This window comes from Prevotella sp. LCP21S3_D2, from assembly GCF_052118345.1.
Classification (GTDB): Bacteria; Bacteroidota; Bacteroidia; order Bacteroidales; family Bacteroidaceae; genus Prevotella.
On record NZ_JBQKHJ010000020.1, the window covers coordinates 48,872 to 69,029 of the forward strand.

The window sequence follows — 20,158 nt, forward strand, 5'->3', positions numbered from 1 at the left end:
TGAAAGATTTTAAATACATCAGAAAACATCGCAGAAGATTAAAGTTCGGCAGAACCATGGCTCGAAGATTCGGATGGCTCACCGCTGCCCTCAGATGGCTGGGCAGAAAACTGAGCTGGATGGGAAAGGTCATGCGATGGATTGGGCATAAACTGCGATTCCTCAAGGTGCTCAAGTATCTCAACCCACTGAGATACATCAAACGATTGGACTGGTATATCATCAAGAAGTTCGTAGGCTACTACTTCTTCTCGATAGCGCTCATCATCACCATTGCCATCGTGTTCGACTTCAACGACAACCTGTCGAAGTTTACCGAGTATCATGCACCGGCACGAGCTATCATCTTCGATTACTATGCCAACTTCGTGCCATATTTCGCCAACCTCTTCAGTGCGCTGTTCGTGTTCGTAGCGGTCATCATGTTCACCTCCAAGCTGGCAGGCAATTCCGAGATCATCGCCATGCTGGCATCGGGAGTATCGTTCAAGCGCCTGCTTCGCCCGTACATGATTACCTGCATGTTCCTCTCGGCACTCTCCTACACGCTCTCTGCCTATGTGATTCCGCACGGCACGGTCATCCGACAAAACTTTGAGACGATGTACAAGAACAAGAAGAAGAATACCTCTGCCGAAAACGTGCAGCTGCAGGTGGACCGAGGCGTGATAGCCTACATCCAGCATTACGACAACAACTTGAAGAGGGGCTACGGATTCTGTCTAGACAAGTTCCAGGAAAAGAAACTGGTGAGCCACCTGACGGCATCAGAAATACAGTATGATACCATCAGCGACTCCAAATACCACTGGAAACTTACCAACTGGAAGGTACGCCGACTGCATGGCATGAAAGAGAAGATTACGAGCGGAATGAATAAAGATACGCTCATCACCATGGAGCCAACCGACCTGGTCTACTCCAAGGGACAGCAGGAAACCTTTACCAGTCCGGAGCTGAAGGATTACATCTCCAAGCAGATCAACCGCGGTTCGGGCAATGTGGTACAGTACAAGGTGGAGTATCATAAGCGCATCGCCTCCTCCTTCGCCTCATTCATCCTCACCATCATCGGCGTGTCGCTCTCCTCACGCAAGCGCAAGGGCGGCATGGGTAAGGCTCTGGGACTGGGTCTGGCTTTGAGCTTCGGCTATATCATGCTGCAGACCGTCTGCGCCACCTTCGCCATCCAGGCAAACTTCCCGCCGATGCTGGCGGCATGGTTGCCTAACATCATTTACGCCTTCGTGGCATACTTCTGCTACCGCAAGGCACCGAGATAATAAACATTGAAAAAAGAAAGAAAATGTATTTCGACGAATTAGATTTAAACGACAACGTGCTCGACGCATTATACGATATGCGATTCGACACATGCACCCCAGTACAGGAAAAATGTATACCAGAGATATTGGAAGGTCATGATGTGCTCGGCGTAGCCCAGACCGGAACCGGAAAGACAGCAGCCTATCTGCTGCCGGTATTGAGCAAGCTGGATGATGGTGGCTATCCTAAGGATGCCATCAACTGCGTCATCATGTCGCCTACCCGTGAGCTCGCACAGCAGATTGACCAGGCGATGCAGGGCTTCGGCTATTATCTGCAGGACGTGAGCAGCGTGGCTGTATATGGTGGAAACGACGGCAACCGCTACGATCAGGAGCTGAAGAGTCTCCGCATGGGTGCCGATGTAGTCATCGCTACACCAGGACGTCTCATCACCCACATCTCGCTGGGCAACGTAGACCTCAGCAAGGTAAGCTTCTTCATCCTCGACGAGGCCGACCGCATGCTCGACATGGGTTTCTCGGAGGATATCAATACCATCGCTGCCAAGCTGCCTAAGACTTGCCAGACCATCATGTTCTCGGCTACCATGCCAGAGAAGATTGAGGAATTGGCAAAGTCGCTGCTCAAGAATCCGGTAGAGATCAAGCTCGCAGTGAGCAAGCCTGCAGAGAAAATCAAGCAGGAGGCTTACGTATGTTACGAAACCCAGAAGATGACCATCATCAAGGATATCTTCAAGGCTGGCGACATGAAGCGTGTCATCATATTCAGCGGCAGCAAGATGAAGGTGAAGCAGCTGGCTGCTGCCCTCCAGCAGACCGGTATCAACTGCGGCGCCATGCACTCTGACCTGGAGCAGGCTGAGCGTGATGATGTGATGTTCAAGTTCAAGAGCGGTCAGTATGACGTGCTTGTGGCTACCGACATCGTGGCTCGTGGTATCGACATCGACGACATCGAGATGGTTATCAATTATGACGTGCCTCACGATACCGAAGATTACGTTCACCGCATCGGTCGTACAGCACGTGCCAACCGCGACGGTAGAGCCATCACCTTCGTCAACGAAGAGGACATGTTCTGGTTCCAGCAGATTGAGAAGTTCCTGGAGAAGGTGGTAGAGAAGATGCCGCTTCCTGAGGGATGCGGCGAGGGGCCTGAATATATCAAGCTGAACAAGCCTAGCAAGAAAGGCGGACGTGGAGGCAAGGGCGGAAACGGACGCAAGGGCAATGGACGTGGCGGAAATGAGAACGGCGAAAAGACCAAAGCTAAAAACAGACGCCAGAAAGACCGCGAGCAGACTGCTCATAAGCATAAGCCAAACAACCCTAACAACCGACAGGAGAAAGCTCCTAAGGAAGGAAAGGGACAGAACGGTGAGGCTCAGCAGAACGGTCAGAACGGACAGCAGAAGAAGGACGCTCAGAACGGACAGCAGAAGCAGGGCAACAAGAAGCCTCAGCAGAACAAGCCATATCCACAAAACCAGGAAGGCGAACAGACAAGAAGCAACGACAATCCAAACAACAAGCGTCGCAACAACAACAAACGCCGCAATGGTAACAATGGCAACAACGGTAACAATGCTGAGAATGCAAACCCTCAGCAGCGCCCTGGTACAGAAAACAATGTACGCCCAGGAAGCAACGGTCGTGGCAGAGGCGTAGCTCAGAAGAAGCAGAATCCAAACAACCAGCAGAAGCAGAATGCAGCTCCACAGAAACCGGGGGCAGCTCCTCAGCAGAAGCCAGCCCCAGCTCAGAAAAAGGGCGACAAGCAGGGTTCACGCAAGTATGAGCCAGTGGTAAATCCACAGAAGAAAGAAAACGTGGTAAAGAAAATCTTCAACAAGATTTTCGGATTCAAGAAGTAATATAACAAGTCGCAAAAAGGCAAAAGCATTCAAACCCTGATTGCTTTTGCCTTTTATGTTTTCCTTCCACCGATAACCGTTAGTTCTGTCATCAATAGTGTTAAAAATCATAAGAATCACATCGGTTCGCATTATTTTTATTATCTTTGCATTTCAATAAGACATATATAAATAAATATAGAATATAAAATTATGAATGTAGGAGATAGAATACCAGAGATTCTTGGCATTGACCAGGACGGACGTGAGATCAAGGCAAGCGACTATCGTGGTCGCAAGATAGTACTCTACAGTTATCCGAAGGCTAACACCAGCGGATGCACTGCCGAGGCCTGCTCGCTGCAGGCACACAAGGAGGAGCTGGCAGCAGCCGGTTACGAGATTATCGGCGTGAGCAAGGACAAGCAGGCGCTGCAGAAGAAGTTTGCAGAAACCAAGGGCCTGCAGTTCCCTCTTATTGCTGATACCGAGACCACCCTGTTGCAGGAACTCGGCTGCTGGGGCGAAAAGGTAACCTGCGGCAGAAAGACCATCGGCATCCTCCGCACCACTTATCTCGTCAACGAAGAAGGCGTCATTGAGAAGATTTTCACTCCAAAGGAGATCAAGACCAAGATTCATGCTGAGCAGATTCTGGATTACATCCATCAATAAGCCTACAGCAGAATGGACGATATTGTCATCGAACTTTTTCTGTTGAACATCGGAGCCAGTTTTGTACAACGCACTACTGGCTTCGGCTTTGGCATCTTCATCATGACGATGCTCCCCTCCATCATGCCCTCATACGGTGAGGCAACAACCCTCTCTGGCATCCTGGCGATGACAACCTCCCTGATCATCGTCATTCAGAAATACAAGTACATCACCTGGAGACGGCTGCTGCCCATTCTGTTCACCTTCATCATCATCTCCATCGGAGCCATCTTCGTGCTCAAGCGGATGGAATATCACATACTGAACATATTGCTAGGCATTACGCTGATCATCGTAAGCATCTACTTCGCCTTCTTCAGCAAGCGCATCAAGGTGAAGACTACGCTGCCCGTGCAGGTTACGGCAGGAACATTGAGCGGACTGATGGGAGGATTCTTCGGTATGCAGGGACCACCAGCCGTACTCTATTTCGTCAGTTCAGAGCCCGACAAGGATCGCTATCTGGCGATGACGCAGACCTATTTCCTGGCAGGCAATCTGATAATGACACTGGCAAGAGCCTACAACGGTTTCTTCACCACCACGGTCTCCATAGGTTATATCTACGGAATAGCCGGAGTCTTCCTCGGCAACCTGATAGGCTCCTGGGTATTCAAGCACCTCAGCGGTTCCCTGCTCAAATATATCATCTATACCTATATCGGAATCAGCGGATTAACCTTCCTTCTGGGGGCGTAACCCTCTGTCAGGCACACATAAATAGCAGAACTTTGCAAAAAGATAGAGTTATCAATAAGCATTTTATGCTAAAAGATAAAGTTTAAAATTTAAAGAGTATGTTAGAACATATTGCAGATTTCACAGCGTGGCCAATCCTTACTGGTATTTTCATTGGCTATATTGCCAACCGCATTATGAGCGGTGAAGGAAAAGGATGTTGTATGAATCTCTTCATAGGTATTGTAGGCAGTTATGCCGGTGCCATCATCAGCAGTCTGCTGAACATTGAGTTGTTTGGCAAAGGTTATCTTACCAATTTCATCTTCTGTGTCATTGGTGCCATAGCGGTATTGTGGATTTGGAAGAAGCTTTTCGATTAACATCCCATCAAGTAGATATAAATATTGGTTTAAAGACATAAGATAATGACAAATAAGGAATTGATACTCGCCAGTCTGATGAGGGCGATGATAAAATACGATGGTGGCGATGCGCCACGCATCCAGCATTTCGTAAAGGTGCACGACTTTGCCCGTATGATTGCGATAGCAGAGGGAATGAACCAGGAAGACCTCTTCGTGCTCGAAGCAGCAGCCATTCTTCACGATGTAGGCATTCATGTTTCAGAAGCCAGATACGGCAACTGCGATGGCAAGCACCAGGAAGAACTGGGTCCTGATGAGGCAAGAAAAGTACTGTCAGAAGTAGATGGATTCACAGCCGCGCAGACAGAAAGAATCTGCTGGCTCATTGCCCATCATCATACTTATAAAGATGTTACCAGCCTCGACCACCGCATTCTGCTCGAAGCAGATTTCCTGGTCAATTCCTTCGAAGCCCAACTTGCTCCCAAAGGCATCATCATCTTCCGCGACCATGTATTTCGCTCGGAGTCAGCCATCAGAATGCTGAATGATATGTGGGGACTGGAATAAGGAGAATACTTTTGTCTAAAAAAATAATAATTTAAAATCATGGGAAAAACAATAAATGATATGGGAAATAGACAGCCGGATAGCAATGCTGGCAGCAGTAAGCAAAAAGGAGTGAAAAATAAGCAAACCCGGCAGTTGGCACTATGGATTGGCGCTTTGATAGTAGGCGCAGTCTTAGGTATGTTCGGCATCAGCTGGCTGGATGGCCTGATGAATGTCATCGCCACGGTCTATACCCGCTTATTCCAACTTCTAGCAGTACCAACCATAGCCTTGGCAGTCATCACAACCCTGGCATCCTTGGGCAACCAGGCAGATACCGGTAAGATATTCCGCCACGCCATCACCTACACCCTACTCACGACGATAGCAGCTGCAGCAGTGGGACTGGTGCTCTACAACATCGTTTCTCCAGGCAATTTACCTACAACCTTGGTACAGAACGGTATGGCAGATGTTCCCCAAAAGCTGGGAGAAACCAGCTATTATGACCATATTCTTGGGGTAATACCCAACAACATCATCAAGCCGTTTGCCGAAGGAAATGTACTCTCCATCCTGATTTTGGCTGCAGCTGCAGGTATTGCTTTAACCAAAATGCCATCAAGCGATAAGAAAGAAGTCGTGATGAAGGGATTGTTTGGATTACAGGATTTGCTTTTCTTGCTGATTCATGGATTAATCTGGGCTCTGCCTCTGGGTATCGTTGCCTTTGCAGCACAACTCTCTGCCCAGTTCTCTGCGGGTATCGTGATGGCTTCTCTAGGAAAGTACGTAGCTGTTATCCTGGGAGGTAATGTCATTCAATTCTTCATCATTCTCCCGCTCTTCCTCTTGGCAAGAGGCTTGAATCCTGTGCGTACATTGGGAAAGATGATGCCGGCAGTATTAATGGCTCTGTTTACAAAGAGTTCTGCTGCTACGTTGCCGGTAACGATGCAGACTGCAGAAGATAGGCTGGGAGTTTCCAATCAGGTTTCCCGCTTCGTATTGCCTATCTGTACTACCATCAACATGAATGGTTGCGCTGCCTTTATCCTCGTAACTTCCTTATTCCTGATGCAGAATGGAGGAATGCCTTTACCTTGGACTACGATGATTCTCTGGCTCTTCATTTCAGTTATCTCAGCCGTGGGTAATGCAGGAGTGCCGATGGGATGTTATTTTCTGACCCTATCTCTGATGTCCGGCATCAATGCTCCTATCGGCATCATGGGTATCATCCTGCCAATCTATACCATTATCGACATGGTAGAGACGGCAGAGAATGTATGGTCAGACTCCTGTGTCTGCGCCATGGTGGATAAGGACTTGAAAGGATAGAGTCCACTTGAAAAAGTATTCTCATTAAAAGTTTAACATACATTCGTTCTTCAAGCAACAGACGGGAACAACTGAGGAGGGAAAACGGAACATTTTGGCAGAAATGATTAAATTAATTATACTTTGATGCCACTTTTGCAGCATTTATTGCCAGTTCTGGCAAAAACCGTTCACTCCTGATATAAAAATTCACCTGGCACATAACTTGCTAATACATAAGATGAAAGCGGAAGCCGAAAGGGCAAGGGGAACGTTAAGAACCCTAAGCAATGGCATTTGAGGGTTTCTCGAAATCCTTGAGTCCCGAAAGCCGAAGCGTTCATTAAGAAAAAGGATAAATTAATAAACAATTAGAAATCCCGACAGAGCCGGAAGGCGAAGAGAGGACGAGAAAAATAAAATTCGGAGGTTTTACATTATGTTGTTAGCTCGTAGAAATAATAGTGTTTCAAATTGGTTGAATAGTTGGTTTAATGACAACTTCTTCGATACAGAATTGATGCCACACATGAACGCCACAGCTCCTGCTGTTAACGTGAAGGAGGATGCTACAGCTTACAAAATGGAGATTGCAGCTCCTGGCTTGAAGAAGGATATGGTCAAGATGAACATTGATAAGGATGGTTATCTGAATGTATCTATCGAGAACAAGAACGAGAAGAAGGAGGAAAAGAAGGAAGAGCATTACCTGCGTCGTGAATTCTCTTACAGCAGCTACTCTCAGAGCTATGCTTTACCTGAGGATGCCAACCACGAGAAGATTTCTGCTGAGGTCAGCGATGGTGTCTTGAAGATTGAGATTCCTAAGGTAGCCAAGGAGGAGAAGAAAGACGATGTGAAGCACATTGAGGTAAAGTAATCACTCATAACGTGCTAAGCAGCTTTTTGGATGACATTTCATTGCACCCTAGAAAATAATTAAAACGGAGGGCTAGTCCTGATAATGGGACTAGTCCTTTTTTGTGCCGGTTCTCATATATATACATATTATATGTGCCGATTCCTCTATATCAATATCAAAAAACACCTATTTCAATACGAATACCTTCGTTTCATGATTACTGCAAGAAATCATCGTTGCTTACCTTTACACCAAGTGGTCCATAGTCGCCAAGAGCTTTGTGAGCAAGCTGCTTGTCGGGATCGGTCACATGGTCGATAGGCTCGCCAGTATCATCCTTGTAAGCTGTAGGTGTCATGGTTGCGATGGAGTGTTTCCATTCCCTGTCTGGAAGAATGTTCCTATACATGACAGCCACAATCTCTCCGATAGGATTGCCGTCTATGTTCTTTTTCTCACTGTCCCAAATGAAGAGATTGACATACTCTCCGTTGGCATTCATTTCGTTCACCTTGCTCTGTATGGCTGATAGCTTAGGATTCTTTTTCAGGCAAACCACAAATGTTGCTTTCTTGCCATCGGCATAGCGAGCCTTCGCATCATATACAGACATATATGAGCGTGTGTCGCTTGCTGAGCCAATGCAGATAGACCAGTAACGTGTCACAGCTTTTCTGTATTCCTCAGGCTTTGTTGGCACCGTGGCCGGTATGAAGGAGAATGTGAGCACAGAGTCCTCGCGCAAATGCGTTCTTCCATAAAGGTATGACGTGGAGTTGTTTGGATAGTACCTGCCAACTGGAGCAAGGAAGAATGGCATCTCCCTGTTTTCGTCGGATTTCTGTGTAAACACCTTCGATGTTACCTTATAGACATTTGATGCAACGTGTTCTGGCACGAAGGTCTCATGCAAGTTCATGTCGAGTGCGGTAATGGCTGGAAGTTCTACTCCTGCGTATTCGTCTTTTTGGCTTCCATCAGCAGTAGTTCCCAGGTAATGTCTGAGAGCAATGGCTACTTTGTTCACACCTTCTGCAACTTTCACCACATTCTCTGAACCAAGTTTGTCTATTACGCTTTGTGGCGTTCCGTTTGGCACCACATAGAGGGTGAAATAGTTCTTTCCCGTAGTGGTTGCGACGAAAGGATTCGTGCTTCCGTTATCTGCCGAGATGTCCTGGTCATCGATGCCTGCGAAAACGTCTCCTGTCATATCATTGTATAGTGATATGCTGAAATATCTGCAATGAGGGTATTCTCCTTTCAGACATAAAATCTTGTCACTATTTTGGCCTGCCTGATAGGTGTATTCCCAATAATTGGAATATAAGTCCGGGTATGCTCCGAGAACCTCACCATCGCCTTTCAGGGTTGGGCCCCATTGCTCCTTAGGCGACAAGGTAGGGATTTTTATATCGTTGCTGCTGTCATCATCGGAACATGCGATGAAAGTCATTGCCATGATACAACTTAGCAATGAGGTCATGATAATTTGCTTGATTTTCATACTTCCTGTTTTTTAAAATTAATACACTTTTTGTCCTCACTCTGTTTTACTTGATTTCCACTCTGAACGGTCCAGATACCGAGTTGTAGAGTAAGTCACCATTGTCAAAGAACTGTATGATGGCATATGCTCCATTGGCCCGATTGTCTTTGCCTAGGATTGTGCGGTGGCGTGTGGTGCCGGTGCGCCAGTCGAGTCCGGTTACTTCCCATCCTGTGGCATCGTTCCATCCACTTACGAATACCATTTCAGACGATGTGCTTACAGCAGGAATCATACTTGGTGAACTGACGTCAGCACGTGTCCACTTAGTCTCCCACTTGTTCTCCTTTGTGTTCCAGCTCACGCATTCAACACCTCTAGGAGTCTCTATGGTAGGACCGATTGCTAGTACGCCTATAATCTTGTCGTTTATCTTTTCCGTTGTCTGGCTGATGTTGTTCACCACGAAAGCGTCGTATCCTGCGGTTACTACGGATTGCTCCGACTGTACCCATTCGGTAGAGGTTGGTAATCCGCACGTTATGTCGAACGTTCCTGCCAAACGCTTGTTGCCGGAATCTACAGGCTTGGCATCGGCAGGTATGGCGTCACGCCAGAAAGCTACGAGTTTCATTTTCTTTGCTCCGTCTGTTATCACCACGAGTTTGTCCTCGTCGTTGCCAAATCCCATTAGTGTTGGGGTTGCTCCTGTACCATATCCGAGCTTGATACATGGTGCCATTGGACCTCCGTCATACTCGGCTTTCCATGCTCCATCGCTTTCGCTGTCAGAGAACTTTCCATTCTTGCATATCAGCTTTTGCATGAGTCCCTTGCCGTTGGCCTCCTTGGCGTTGCTTGCCACATATACCCCGCCGTTCTCATCCACTGCTATTGAGTTCGTCAATATCTGGGTGCTTGCCAGTGGGTAGGTATCTTCTACCGTGGTCAACTCACGGTTGAGTACAACAAGAGCATTCTGTGCCGCCACGAGCAAATGTCCATCGTATGTCATGGTAGCTCCCACCAGAGTGTAAGAGTTGTTGATATACGGTGTGAGCTTAATCTGACTGTCTAGCTCTATGCCTTCCTTTGGATTATTTGGGTTCTTCAGCCTGTACCTTGCCATGATGTGTCCAGCATTGGTATATACATAGTTGTCCTTGTCGCACAACACATAGTTTCCATTGGCTATAGACATCTGTGGAGCAGCACCTAGCACTCCGGTTACGGCTGTTGCCAGTTCTGAGTAAGACGAGTAGCTGGATGTCAAGATATTGAGCTGTTCTTGATTCTTCATTGTTATTCCAGGCAAACCAGCTTCTGCGAGTCTTTCAAAGTTGCCGTTGGATACGTCTATGATAGATACTCTGTCGCTACTCATTCCCCACATGTATTTTGGGGAAGTGGATGCGAGCGTCATGAGGTTCACAGGACCGCTGCTTGTTGCCTTGCATTTCGTCAGGTCGGCATAGAACGTGCCGTCCTTCACTTTTGCAGTGAAAGCATCGGTCTGAGCCGAATTGAAATGGGTGATGCTGTATTCCTCTTGTGCCAGCCAAGGGTTTGCCTTTGGCTTGGATAGTTCTGCCAGAGGAATGTTGGGATTTCCGTTTCCCCCATTGTTGTCATCATCAGTACAAGCAGTTAACATCGCCGCTCCTATTGCGAGGATGAATAATAATAGATACGTTTTTTTCATAATTATTTATTGTTTTAAAATGAATACTCGTTTTGTAACAACAATTCCGAACCTACCAAAAGAAGGAAGAACAACAGTATATAAATATAAAACTGTTCTTGCTTGACGAAATCTGCGAAACTGAATTTCTTATTCCAATGATTTCCCAGATAGAGACGGTAGTCGCGTATCATCACAAGGATGAACACTATGATAATCACAGCCACGATCACTACAACAATCATGATGAGATTTCCATCTGAAATTGAAATGGTTGGTTCTGTTCCTGTCATTTTCATTATCTGTTATGTTATTGATTCGAGTACAAAAATAGCTTTTTTATTTTGAAAGTGATAGTAGCTTTTCCATAGTAGTTGTAGCTTTTCCACAAAAAAAGTAGTAGCTTTCCTAGGAAAACTACTACTTTTTAAACAGTATTTAATGTATGATTACAAAAATACACACTTAGATGGAGACAAACTGTTTGCGCCATTGGCTAGGTGACATGCCCGTTTTCTGCTTGAATATACGATAAATCCATGTGTGGGATGAGAAACCGCACTCTGTGGAAATAGCGTCAATGCTATATTCGGGGTTGGCTTTCATCATGCGAACTGCCTCATTAAAGCGAATGTCGCTAAGCCAGGTTCTAAAATTGGTATATTCTGACTGGTTGAAGTATTCTGTCAGTTCGATTTTCTTGTATCCCAACTTGGTAGCTAACGAATAGATGCTAACTTCATAGTCCTTATAAAATCCCTCTTCACACCATTTCTTGAGGGCTAATTCTATTTCTATCTTTCTATTTGCTGTCAAGATATTTGTACCATAAGTATTCTTGCCGTCTTTTATATCTTCTGCTTCCGTGACTTTTGCCTCTGCGTCATTTTCCTCATGAATGACTTCTTTGGGTGTGATGTAATAGCCCATAGCAATGAAAGTGTGGACGAAAAAGATGACAGAGAGTAACATCAAGGGACCTATTATATATAATAAGGTATTGAAGAGGATTGCTACAGGCAGAAGTCCAGCAGTAAGGTATAGCAAAATGATGCTGGCTTGCGAATAGCGCACGTATGAAATCAAGTCACTTCCGAAATTTTCCATGAGCTTCTGCCTTCGGGTATTTGTTTCTTTGCGAATGATAAAGATAAAATATGCCATGCTAGCCATAAAAAGACCGAGCATCACATAGAGCATATTGCCAATGTGTAAACTATGACTTTTGAATATGCCAATGATGAAAACTAGGGCGATGAGTATGTATGCCATTATACTACGTAAACAATAACGGCGCACTTTGCTGCCTGTGCTCTCTATGTTGATGATGGAGAGAGTGATGGCAAATGCCACTGGGGTATAGAACAGTATGTTGAATGCTGCGCCCACATCGGTACCTTGTGCACGGAATCCATGAACCATCTGTAAGAGGTAGTGGACGGAGAAGAATAGCATGGATGCAACGAGAAGCCATCTTGATATTTCGTAGCGCCACACCTTCCATCTCACCTGCAAACTTGCCATGGCTAATTGCAATGCCAGCATGGCTGTAATGACGCAACATACAAGTTGCAATATGAATAACGATGTCATAATATTGTTATAATCTTAATTCCACAACACTATTATAAATCAAACCTTTTAAGCCCCAGAACAACAAAAAGTTGCTCAGGATTTTGTCATGTGAGAATTTTCACTTATCTTAGTGTTGCGAAAAGAAAACAAGCAAAACTCTGACATAACATGGCAAAGATACAAATTAAATCTGAGAAACTCACTCCTTTTGGAGGATTTTTTCGGGTCATGGAGCAATTTGACTCCACATTGTCTTCTATAATCGACCCAACCCTCGGTCTAAGGTGTAGATTGTTCGGTTGGATGCATCAGAGACGTAGTTTCCATGGAAAACGTGATTGAAACTATGAACAGCGTGGAAATCGTAGTAGTAGTAGTAGAAGAAGAACTGTTTTTTTATCTTTTTTAATTCTATTTTTCCTATGCATTCAGCTAAAATTCATACCTTTGCATTATCTTTTCAAAAAACAACAAAATGTAATCAATATGAAACAGAAATATGTTATAACGGGATGGCTTGTCGCATTCATTATCAGTTGTATGATGCTGGCGGGATGCACCGAAAAATCCAGCAAGCTAGAGAAGAAAAACGTGAAAGTTGAGACTATCTCCGTGGGGAATACAAACCTGGGGGGAACGAAAGACTATGTGGGAACCATCGAGGAAAAGATGGGATCTACACTCAGTTTCGAGATAGCCGGAAACATCACTTCCATACGGGTGGAAGAAGGAGATAGAGTGAGCAAGGGACAGCTGCTCGCCACCATCAACCCTACCACCGTGAAGGAGGCTCACCGGGCAACACTCACCACCCTGAAACAGGCGCAGGATGCCTACAGAAGATTCCTGCCCCTGCACCAGTCGGGAACCATCTCGGATATGAAATGGGTGGAGATAGAAAGCAAACTGGAACAGGCAAAGGCGGCTGAAAGCATCGCCCGCCAGCAACTCTCCCACTCTACCCTCACAGCTCCTTTTGCAGGCGTCATCGCTGCCAAGAACGTGGACTTGGGAGCCTACGTGCTCCCCGGACAGCCTGTGCTGAAACTCGCCAATGTGGCACAAGTCAACGCCAAGGTATCCGTACCCGAAGCTGAAATATCTCATCTGCACGTGGGCGACAAGGTGAAACTGACGGTAGCCGCTCTTTCGGGTGCCATTTTCCGGGGAACGATTTCAGAAAAAGGCATCGATGCCAACCCCATCTCGCATACCTACGATGTCAAGGTGGGCATCACCAATCCGCAGGGCAGTCTGCTCCCAGGCATGGTATGCAACGCCCAGGTGCAGGGTAGCGCTGCTACCCCATCCCACATCACCGTTCCGCCACAAAGCATTGAACTGGATATAGATAACTCCCGATTCGTATGGACCGTGGTAAACGGAAAGGCACATCAGCAACCCGTAACTACCGGCGATTTCGAAGGCGACGGCATCGTCATCCTTTCGGGACTGAAGGCTGGCGACCAGGTTATCATCAATGGCCAGCAGAAAGTTTCTGAAGGAATGAATGTAGATACAGCAAAAAGCGATAACCGATAAAAAAAATGGAGGGAAAAGATATGAATCAAGAGACAAGGCAAAAGACAAGCCAAGAGACAAGGCTAGAGACAAACAAACCGGAGGATTCCAAAAAGCCGGAGAGAGACACCGCCCTTCGCGACCACATCAAGGCACGCATCACCAGGAAGCCCAACCGCATCATCAAGCGCTCGTTCATCGAGTCGGCGATGTGCAACCACAACATCGTGATGCTTCTGATGGGCATGCTCGTATTTCTAGGCATACTCGGCATCTGTATCATGCCCAAGCAGGAGATGCCGCAATTCACCATCAGGCAGGGTGCCTGCGTAGCCGTATATCCGGGCGCTACATCCGGAGAGGTGGAAGAACGGGTGGCTAAACCGCTGGAGAACTTCATCTTCGGATACAAGGAGGTGAACAAGAAAAAGACCTATACCCAGAGTAAGGACGGCATGCTGATCGTGTTCCTGGAACTCAACGACGACGTGGAGGACCGGGATGCCTTCTGGAGCAAGTTCAAGCATGGCCTGCAGGCCTTCAAGAGCTCCCTTCCTACGGGTGTCCTTGCCCTGCAGGCTGTGGATGACATCGCCGATACCTCTGCCCTGCTCATCACGATGGAAAGCAAGCAGAAAACCTATAGGGAACTGAATACATACATAGACCAGCTGAAGGACAGACTGCGCCGCATTGATGCCATCTCGAACCTGCGAACCTACGGACTGGAAAACGAACAGATAAGCATCTGCCTGGACCAGAACAAACTGGCCAAATACGGCATCGGCCCCTATAAGATTCTGAACGACCTTGCCCTGCAGGGCTTCACCACCGTGAGCGGAAACCTGGAGATGGGCAACCTCAACCTGCCCATCCACATCACCGACTCCTACAACAACGAGCGGGATGTGGCAGAACAAATCGTATATTCCGACCCCAGGGGCAACATCGTGCGCCTGAAGGACATCGCACAGATTAAAAGAGAATATCCGAAACTGAATAAATACATCAAGAGCAACGGCAACAAATGCGTGCTCCTATCCATTGAAATGCGACCGGGAAACGACATCGTGAAGATGGGAAGAGACGTACACAAGATGATGGATGATTTTGAACAGTCCCTGCCAGGCGATGTACACATCAATACCATTACCGACCAGAGCAAGGTGGTAAGCGAATCGGTGCTAAACTTCCTGCGCGAGCTGCTCATATCGGTCATCTCCGTCATCATCGTGGTCATCCTGCTCATGCCGCGCCGCGTGGCAGAGGTATCAGCCCTCAGCATCCCTATCACCATCTTCTCGTCGGTGGGCATATTCTATCTTTTCGGCATGGAGCTGAACACCGTTACACTGGCTGCCCTCATCGTAACACTGGGTATGGTGGTGGATGATTCCGTGGTTATCATCGACAACTACATGGAGAAGCTGGGCCATGGCATGTCGCGCTGGCATGCAGCCATCTCCGCTCCTAGAGAATTCTTCATGTCGGTGCTTTCTGCCACGCTCTGCATCTCGCTCACCTTCTTCCCATTCCTCTTTACCATGCATGGAGACATGGGCGATTTCGTAAAATCATTCCCCTGGGCTATGTTCATCATCCTGAGCATCTCGCTCATGGTTTCGCTGCTGCTCACACCTTATTTACAGTATATGGTGATTCACCAGGGCATCAGCAGCCAGCACAAGCCCAACGCCCGCAAAAAGCCGCTCGACTATCTGCAGATGGGGTATACCTGGTTGCTGAAACGCTGTTTCGCCTTTCCACGCACCACCCTCGCTGTGGGCATCATGCTGGTGAGCACCGGAGCCATCATCTTCGTACATCTTCCGCAGAGAATGATGCCTATCGCCGAGAGAAACCAGTTTGCCGTAGAGTTCTATCTACCTAGCGGAACCACCGCTGCAAGAACCGCACAGGTGGCAGATTCTATGGCCCACATTCTGCAGCGCGACCCGCAGGTAACAGCCGTAACCACGTTTGTTGGTCAGGGTTCACCCCGTTTCCATACCACCTATGCGCCACAGATTGGCGGTGAGAACTTTGCACAGTTTATCGTGAATACGGTAGATAACGATGCCACAGAAGAGGTACTCGACCGATATGCCGACCGATACTCCAACTATTTTCCCGACTGCTACATCCGCTTCAAGCAGATGGATTACAACAACGCCACCTACCCTATCGAAGTAAGAGTGAGCGGCGACAGCATGGGCGACCTGAAGGCTGCCGCCAGGAAGATAGAAGCCTGCATGCACAAGATAGAAGGCATCAACCTGATTCGTACCAACTACGAAGAGCCCCTGCCTGGCATCAGGGTAACTCCAGATGCTACCGAGGCCAACCGGCTGGGTGTGAATAAGACCATACTCTCTGCCGACCTTGCCATTCATTATGGCGATGGCATCCCGATGGCCACCCTTTGGGAAGGCGACTATCCGGTGAAGATGGTTCTGAAATCGGAAAACGACAGCGACCTTGCCAATGAATACATCCCCGTGATGGGAGGAACATCGAGCGTTCCACTCCGCCAGCTGGCTAAGATTTCGCCCGACTGGCACGACGGCAGCATCATACGCAGAAACGGCGTGCGTACCATCTCTATCATAGGTGAACCTTTAAGGGGATTCAATGCCAACCAATTGGCCAACGAACTGAAGCAGGAAGTATCCAAACTCCCGCTAGATTCCAGTCTTGATTGGGAGATTGGCGGTATGGCAGAAAAGGATGCCGAAACCCTTCCTCAGGTTACATCGGGCGTGATGATAGCAGCCTTAATCATCTTCTTCATCCTGCTCTTCCATTTCAAGCGCATCAGTCTGGCACTGGCGAATCTCTCGTCCATGTCGCTCTGCATCTTCGGTGCAGCGATAGGCCTTCTGGTTACGGGTTTCGACGTGAGTCTTACCTGCATATTGGGCATTGTGAGCCTGATGGGTATCCTGGTAAGAAACGGCATCATCATGCTCGACTATGCCGAGGAACTGCGCCGCGACAAGGGGTTATCAGTAAAGGAAGCCGCCTTCCAGGCTGGCGAGCACCGCATGCGCCCTATCTTCCTTACATCGGCAGCCGCCTCGGTAGGCGTACTGCCTATGATGGTAGAGAACAATACGCTGTGGTCGCCAATGGGAGCCGTTATCTTCTTCGGTACGCTTATCTCGATGGTACTCATCGCCACCATCCTGCCTGTGCTCTATTGGCTCGTGTTCGACAAGCACGGCAAGTATAGTTTGAGGAAGCAGTAAACGCAGAAGCCTGCCGGCAGTGATGCCGGCAGGCTTCACTTTTCATAAACCGAACCTAAAATCCTACTTATCTTTTGAGATAATAAAACTGCAATTTAAACCTAAATATAAACTTTTACCTTGATGAAAACTCTTTCTACTTCTTTATCTATCTATATATATATGTACTGCGAAAAAAGTCTCACAGTCTCACTTTTGTCTTCAAAATACCAGTTATCTTTCTGATAATTAATAACTTAACATCAATGACACTTCTTGAAAAAATGCAGCAAGAAGTATCATCAATGTATCATGGAAGTATCATCAATGTATCATGGAAGTATCATCATATTATGGTCGTACAAATAAAAGGTGTATAGTTGTACGACTATAAAGCTACGATTGTACAACTATAGGGTGTATAGTCGTACGACTAAACAGGTTATAACCGTACAACTAAAGGGGTTATAGTTGTACGATAACAAGGGGTTGCCACTAAGCTCGACAGAGGTGCTGACTGCAGTCAGCAGACCTGCTGACTAGGCTCAGCAGAGCTGCCGAGCCTAGTGGCAACAGTTGGGAAGATACTTGATTGCACCCGAGAAGATACTTACTTCAACCCAAAAGGATACTTACTTGAACCCCAAAAGCCGTTTACTTCAACTTCCTATCATCATTCCTTCTTCCACAAACGATAGAGCGTAACAGGACCTTCCTTGGTAGCATACATTCTGGCAGCCGGTTCCTCACAGAGATCATTCAATACCTTATTGGCATGATAGCGGGTGACACCGAATTCACGAATCATATCCTTCACCGTAATATAACCCTGCTGCTGGCAAATCTCTACAATATCAGCAAACTCCTTATCTGCCTCCTTTGGAGTAGATTTCACACTCCAATACTGTCGGCTGCAACCATTAGAGTGGCGCTTCAGCCTTTCCAGAAACTCCTTCGTGGGCTGAATTTCCAAGCCGCAGATATCCACCTCATTGGCTGGAATCAGATCACCCTCATGATAGGTCCTTTTCCATTCGATTCCATTCTTGTCCTTATGCTTCACCATCCCCAGCTTAGGCTTGACGATAAACATATCGCCTACCCTCACCTCGTTGCCCTCAGCCAAGGCGTAAAGCGTTTCATCCTCCAGCGTTTCCAATGCGGAGATAAAGGACGAAACGTTCATCGCACAATGATCGCGAACACGCTTCTCCATCTTCTCCTGGTCAACGATATCCCGCTTCACAAACATCGGATGTATCTGATACTTACCGCTTTCGTCCTTCAAGGGCGTGCGATGCTCCAAATAATTGATTGAACCTGTTGCTCTTGCCATATTCTTATTTTTTTTGATATTTCTTTATATCCCCCATCTATTTCTCCGCAAACAAATTGGAGATAGCATAAAGAGGAATGATGTCTATCTTCTTTCCATCTGGGCTCTCGAATGTTCCAAAATTTTCAAGAGAACAGCGGATGCCCATTTCTATATGCTTCTGCGGATTGCGCATCAGCGAATACATGCTGCTCATGGACCCCTTCACACCCGATTTTACTTCTATCGGAACTATGCTGCCACTGCGAGCTATCACATAATCCACCTCGGCACAAGTACCTTTGTTCATGTTTTGCCAATAGTACAACTGATGCCGCTTCTGCGGAGAAGAATATTTGATAAGTTCCAAGCCCGCCATCATCTCTGCCACATGTCCCTTGTCAACAAGATCGATGGAATCTGCCACCATCATCTCCTTGATGCTGTCGTCGATGTCGTCATCTATTCCCAGAATACCAAGCAGCACGCCAGTATCATGGATAAGATATTTCACAACCCGCTCGTTGATTTCAGCCCCAAGCGGTACCCCATTGGCATCCGTATGATAGGTCGGGATGATTAGTCCGGCATCCTTCAGCATCTCCAAAGCCACCTTTACTTCTGCCGAACGATATTTTCCTTCTACCCTACTGTAAACAAACTTGGCTCCTGCCTGATGCGCTACGCTTATGAGAGTTTGGCGCAAAAGCAGAGGATTTGCCTTGGCTCCGTACTTGGCAAAATCGTCCTGATACCCCTGGATGATTTCATTTACAATATCACTGCTATAGCGATAAGACCCTGTCTCCGTGTAGGTTGCCACGGCTTCTGGCATTCCGCCAACCAGCATATAACTTCGAAAAGCCTCCACCAATCTGTTATAGAATGCCTTGGGCAGCGGATTTGTAGGACTGCTATTTCGCTTGGTTCTAAGAAGCCCCTCTTGCCCCGTTGCCGTCAGGAATTCATCAAAAGACATCGGATAGACAAACAGTGAACTTACTCTGCCCACTCCAAATGAAGACAAATCCTTCAGTGCAAACTCCAGGAGCGAACCTGCTGCAATGACATGAAGTTCAGGATAATCTTCCTTAAAGAACCAAAGGCTGTGAACGACATCTTCGCTCTTCTGTATCTCATCGAGAAAAAGAAGGGTTTCGCCCGGAACAACCGGCACATTAAAGAAGTCGGATAGCTTAGCAGCTATGCTCTTCACGTCACGACAGCCCTTAAAGAATTCCATCACCTCAGGATTTCTTTCCACATTAACTTCCAAAAAATATTTGAAGCTCTTGCCCAAATGCCGAATGGTGCTCGACTTGCCTACCTGTCGGGCGCCCCTCACCAAAAGAGGTTTTCTTCGAGGATTATCCTTCCATTCCAGCAAAGCCTGGTCGATGCTTCTTGACAAGTATTTATCCATATCTTTGCGTCTTTATGATTATACAGCTGCAAAAATACTGATTATTAACGAGATAAGCAATTATTTTATGTTAACTTTGCTAAAAGATAGAGTTATAATAGGGTGTTTTGCGATAAAAGATAGAGTTATAATAGGATGTTTTGTGATAAAAGATAGAGTTATAAACCCTATCTTTGTAGCAGTTCCCCAAAGTGGACACAAAAAATGATTATTAATTATTTATATTTTTAAAAGTACACATATCTATCAAATTTCGTTCCTTTTCATTTGCAAAAGTAGACAATC

General features: G+C 46.8%; 16 protein-coding genes and 1 pseudogene. 11 read left to right on the plus strand and 6 right to left on the minus strand.

All coding sequences use genetic code 11. From position 1 onward, the window contains the following. Positions 1–131: 131 nt before the first annotated feature. The 8 genes from ACTQ16_RS12150 (at position 132) to ACTQ16_RS12185 (ending at position 7,660) form a co-directional block, all read left to right on the plus strand. Entirely contained in the window at positions 132–1,283 is a 1,152-nt protein-coding gene (locus tag ACTQ16_RS12150) for an LptF/LptG family permease (RefSeq protein ID WP_441933526.1), read from the plus strand. 23 nt (positions 1,284–1,306) lie between these two features. Next, complete coding sequence (locus ACTQ16_RS12155) at positions 1,307–3,166, plus strand: DEAD/DEAH box helicase (RefSeq protein WP_441937615.1); 1,860 nt, start codon at positions 1,307–1,309, stop codon at positions 3,164–3,166. Between the two features lie 192 nt (positions 3,167–3,358). Continuing rightward, positions 3,359–3,820, plus strand: a complete 462-nt coding sequence (locus ACTQ16_RS12160; RefSeq protein WP_118080839.1) for a peroxiredoxin — start codon at positions 3,359–3,361, stop codon at positions 3,818–3,820. A gap of 12 nt (positions 3,821–3,832) precedes the next feature. Further along, positions 3,833–4,561, plus strand: a complete 729-nt coding sequence (locus ACTQ16_RS12165; RefSeq protein ID WP_441937617.1) for a sulfite exporter TauE/SafE family protein — start codon at positions 3,833–3,835, stop codon at positions 4,559–4,561. A gap of 98 nt (positions 4,562–4,659) precedes the next feature. Beyond that, the gene (locus ACTQ16_RS12170; RefSeq protein ID WP_006847444.1) at positions 4,660–4,923 is read left to right on the plus strand and encodes a GlsB/YeaQ/YmgE family stress response membrane protein; all 264 of its coding nucleotides are present in this window, start codon (positions 4,660–4,662) and stop codon (positions 4,921–4,923) included. A gap of 45 nt (positions 4,924–4,968) precedes the next feature. Then, a complete protein-coding gene (locus ACTQ16_RS12175) occupies positions 4,969–5,478 on the plus strand; it encodes an HD domain-containing protein (protein ID WP_441937618.1) in 510 nt (169 codons plus the stop codon). Positions 5,479–5,517: 39 nt separating this feature from the next. Beyond that, positions 5,518–6,801: a dicarboxylate/amino acid:cation symporter gene (locus tag ACTQ16_RS12180; protein WP_441937620.1), complete on the plus strand. Its 1,284-nt coding sequence runs from the start codon at positions 5,518–5,520 to the stop codon at positions 6,799–6,801. 418 nt (positions 6,802–7,219) lie between these two features. Beyond that, on the plus strand, positions 7,220–7,660 hold the full coding sequence (locus ACTQ16_RS12185; RefSeq protein ID WP_295346860.1) for an Hsp20/alpha crystallin family protein: 441 nt from the start codon (positions 7,220–7,222) through the stop codon (positions 7,658–7,660). A 199-nt stretch (positions 7,661–7,859) separates the two neighbouring features. On the opposite strand, the gene ACTQ16_RS12190 is transcribed toward ACTQ16_RS12185, so the two are convergent. From ACTQ16_RS12190 to ACTQ16_RS12205, 4 genes are all read right to left on the minus strand, one after another. Next, positions 7,860–9,149 carry a hypothetical protein gene (locus ACTQ16_RS12190; RefSeq protein WP_337946699.1) on the minus strand — a complete coding sequence of 430 codons (1,290 nt, stop codon included), beginning with the start codon at positions 9,147–9,149 and terminating at the stop codon, positions 7,860–7,862. A gap of 46 nt (positions 9,150–9,195) precedes the next feature. Beyond that, the gene (locus ACTQ16_RS12195) at positions 9,196–10,833 is read right to left on the minus strand and encodes a hypothetical protein (protein WP_337946698.1); all 1,638 of its coding nucleotides are present in this window, start codon (positions 10,831–10,833) and stop codon (positions 9,196–9,198) included. A 14-nt stretch (positions 10,834–10,847) separates the two neighbouring features. Next, positions 10,848–11,105 (minus strand): hypothetical protein, encoded by a 258-nt coding sequence (locus ACTQ16_RS12200; protein WP_294969847.1) that lies wholly within the window; start codon positions 11,103–11,105, stop codon positions 10,848–10,850. A 172-nt stretch (positions 11,106–11,277) separates the two neighbouring features. Continuing rightward, complete coding sequence (locus ACTQ16_RS12205) at positions 11,278–12,405, minus strand: helix-turn-helix domain-containing protein (protein WP_441937622.1); 1,128 nt, start codon at positions 12,403–12,405, stop codon at positions 11,278–11,280. A 150-nt stretch (positions 12,406–12,555) separates the two neighbouring features. Here ACTQ16_RS12205 and ACTQ16_RS12210 point away from each other — a divergent pair. From ACTQ16_RS12210 to ACTQ16_RS12220, 3 genes and pseudogenes are all read left to right on the plus strand, one after another. Further along, positions 12,556–12,696, plus strand: a pseudogene (locus ACTQ16_RS12210) (IS1380 family transposase); the annotation flags it as partial. Positions 12,697–12,873: 177 nt separating this feature from the next. Beyond that, positions 12,874–13,929 carry an efflux RND transporter periplasmic adaptor subunit gene (locus tag ACTQ16_RS12215; RefSeq protein ID WP_441937624.1) on the plus strand — a complete coding sequence of 352 codons (1,056 nt, stop codon included), beginning with the start codon at positions 12,874–12,876 and terminating at the stop codon, positions 13,927–13,929. Between the two features lie 20 nt (positions 13,930–13,949). Next, positions 13,950–17,156: an efflux RND transporter permease subunit gene (locus tag ACTQ16_RS12220; protein ID WP_441937626.1), complete on the plus strand. Its 3,207-nt coding sequence runs from the start codon at positions 13,950–13,952 to the stop codon at positions 17,154–17,156. Positions 17,157–17,808: 652 nt separating this feature from the next. On the opposite strand, the gene ACTQ16_RS12225 is transcribed toward ACTQ16_RS12220, so the two are convergent. Both ACTQ16_RS12225 and ACTQ16_RS12230 read right to left on the minus strand, forming a co-directional pair. Beyond that, a complete protein-coding gene (locus ACTQ16_RS12225) occupies positions 17,809–18,471 on the minus strand; it encodes a hypothetical protein (RefSeq protein WP_264957511.1) in 663 nt (220 codons plus the stop codon). Positions 18,472–18,508: 37 nt separating this feature from the next. Further along, a complete protein-coding gene (locus ACTQ16_RS12230; RefSeq protein ID WP_441937628.1) occupies positions 18,509–19,873 on the minus strand; it encodes an ATP-binding protein in 1,365 nt (454 codons plus the stop codon). Positions 19,874–20,158 lie beyond the last annotated feature (285 nt).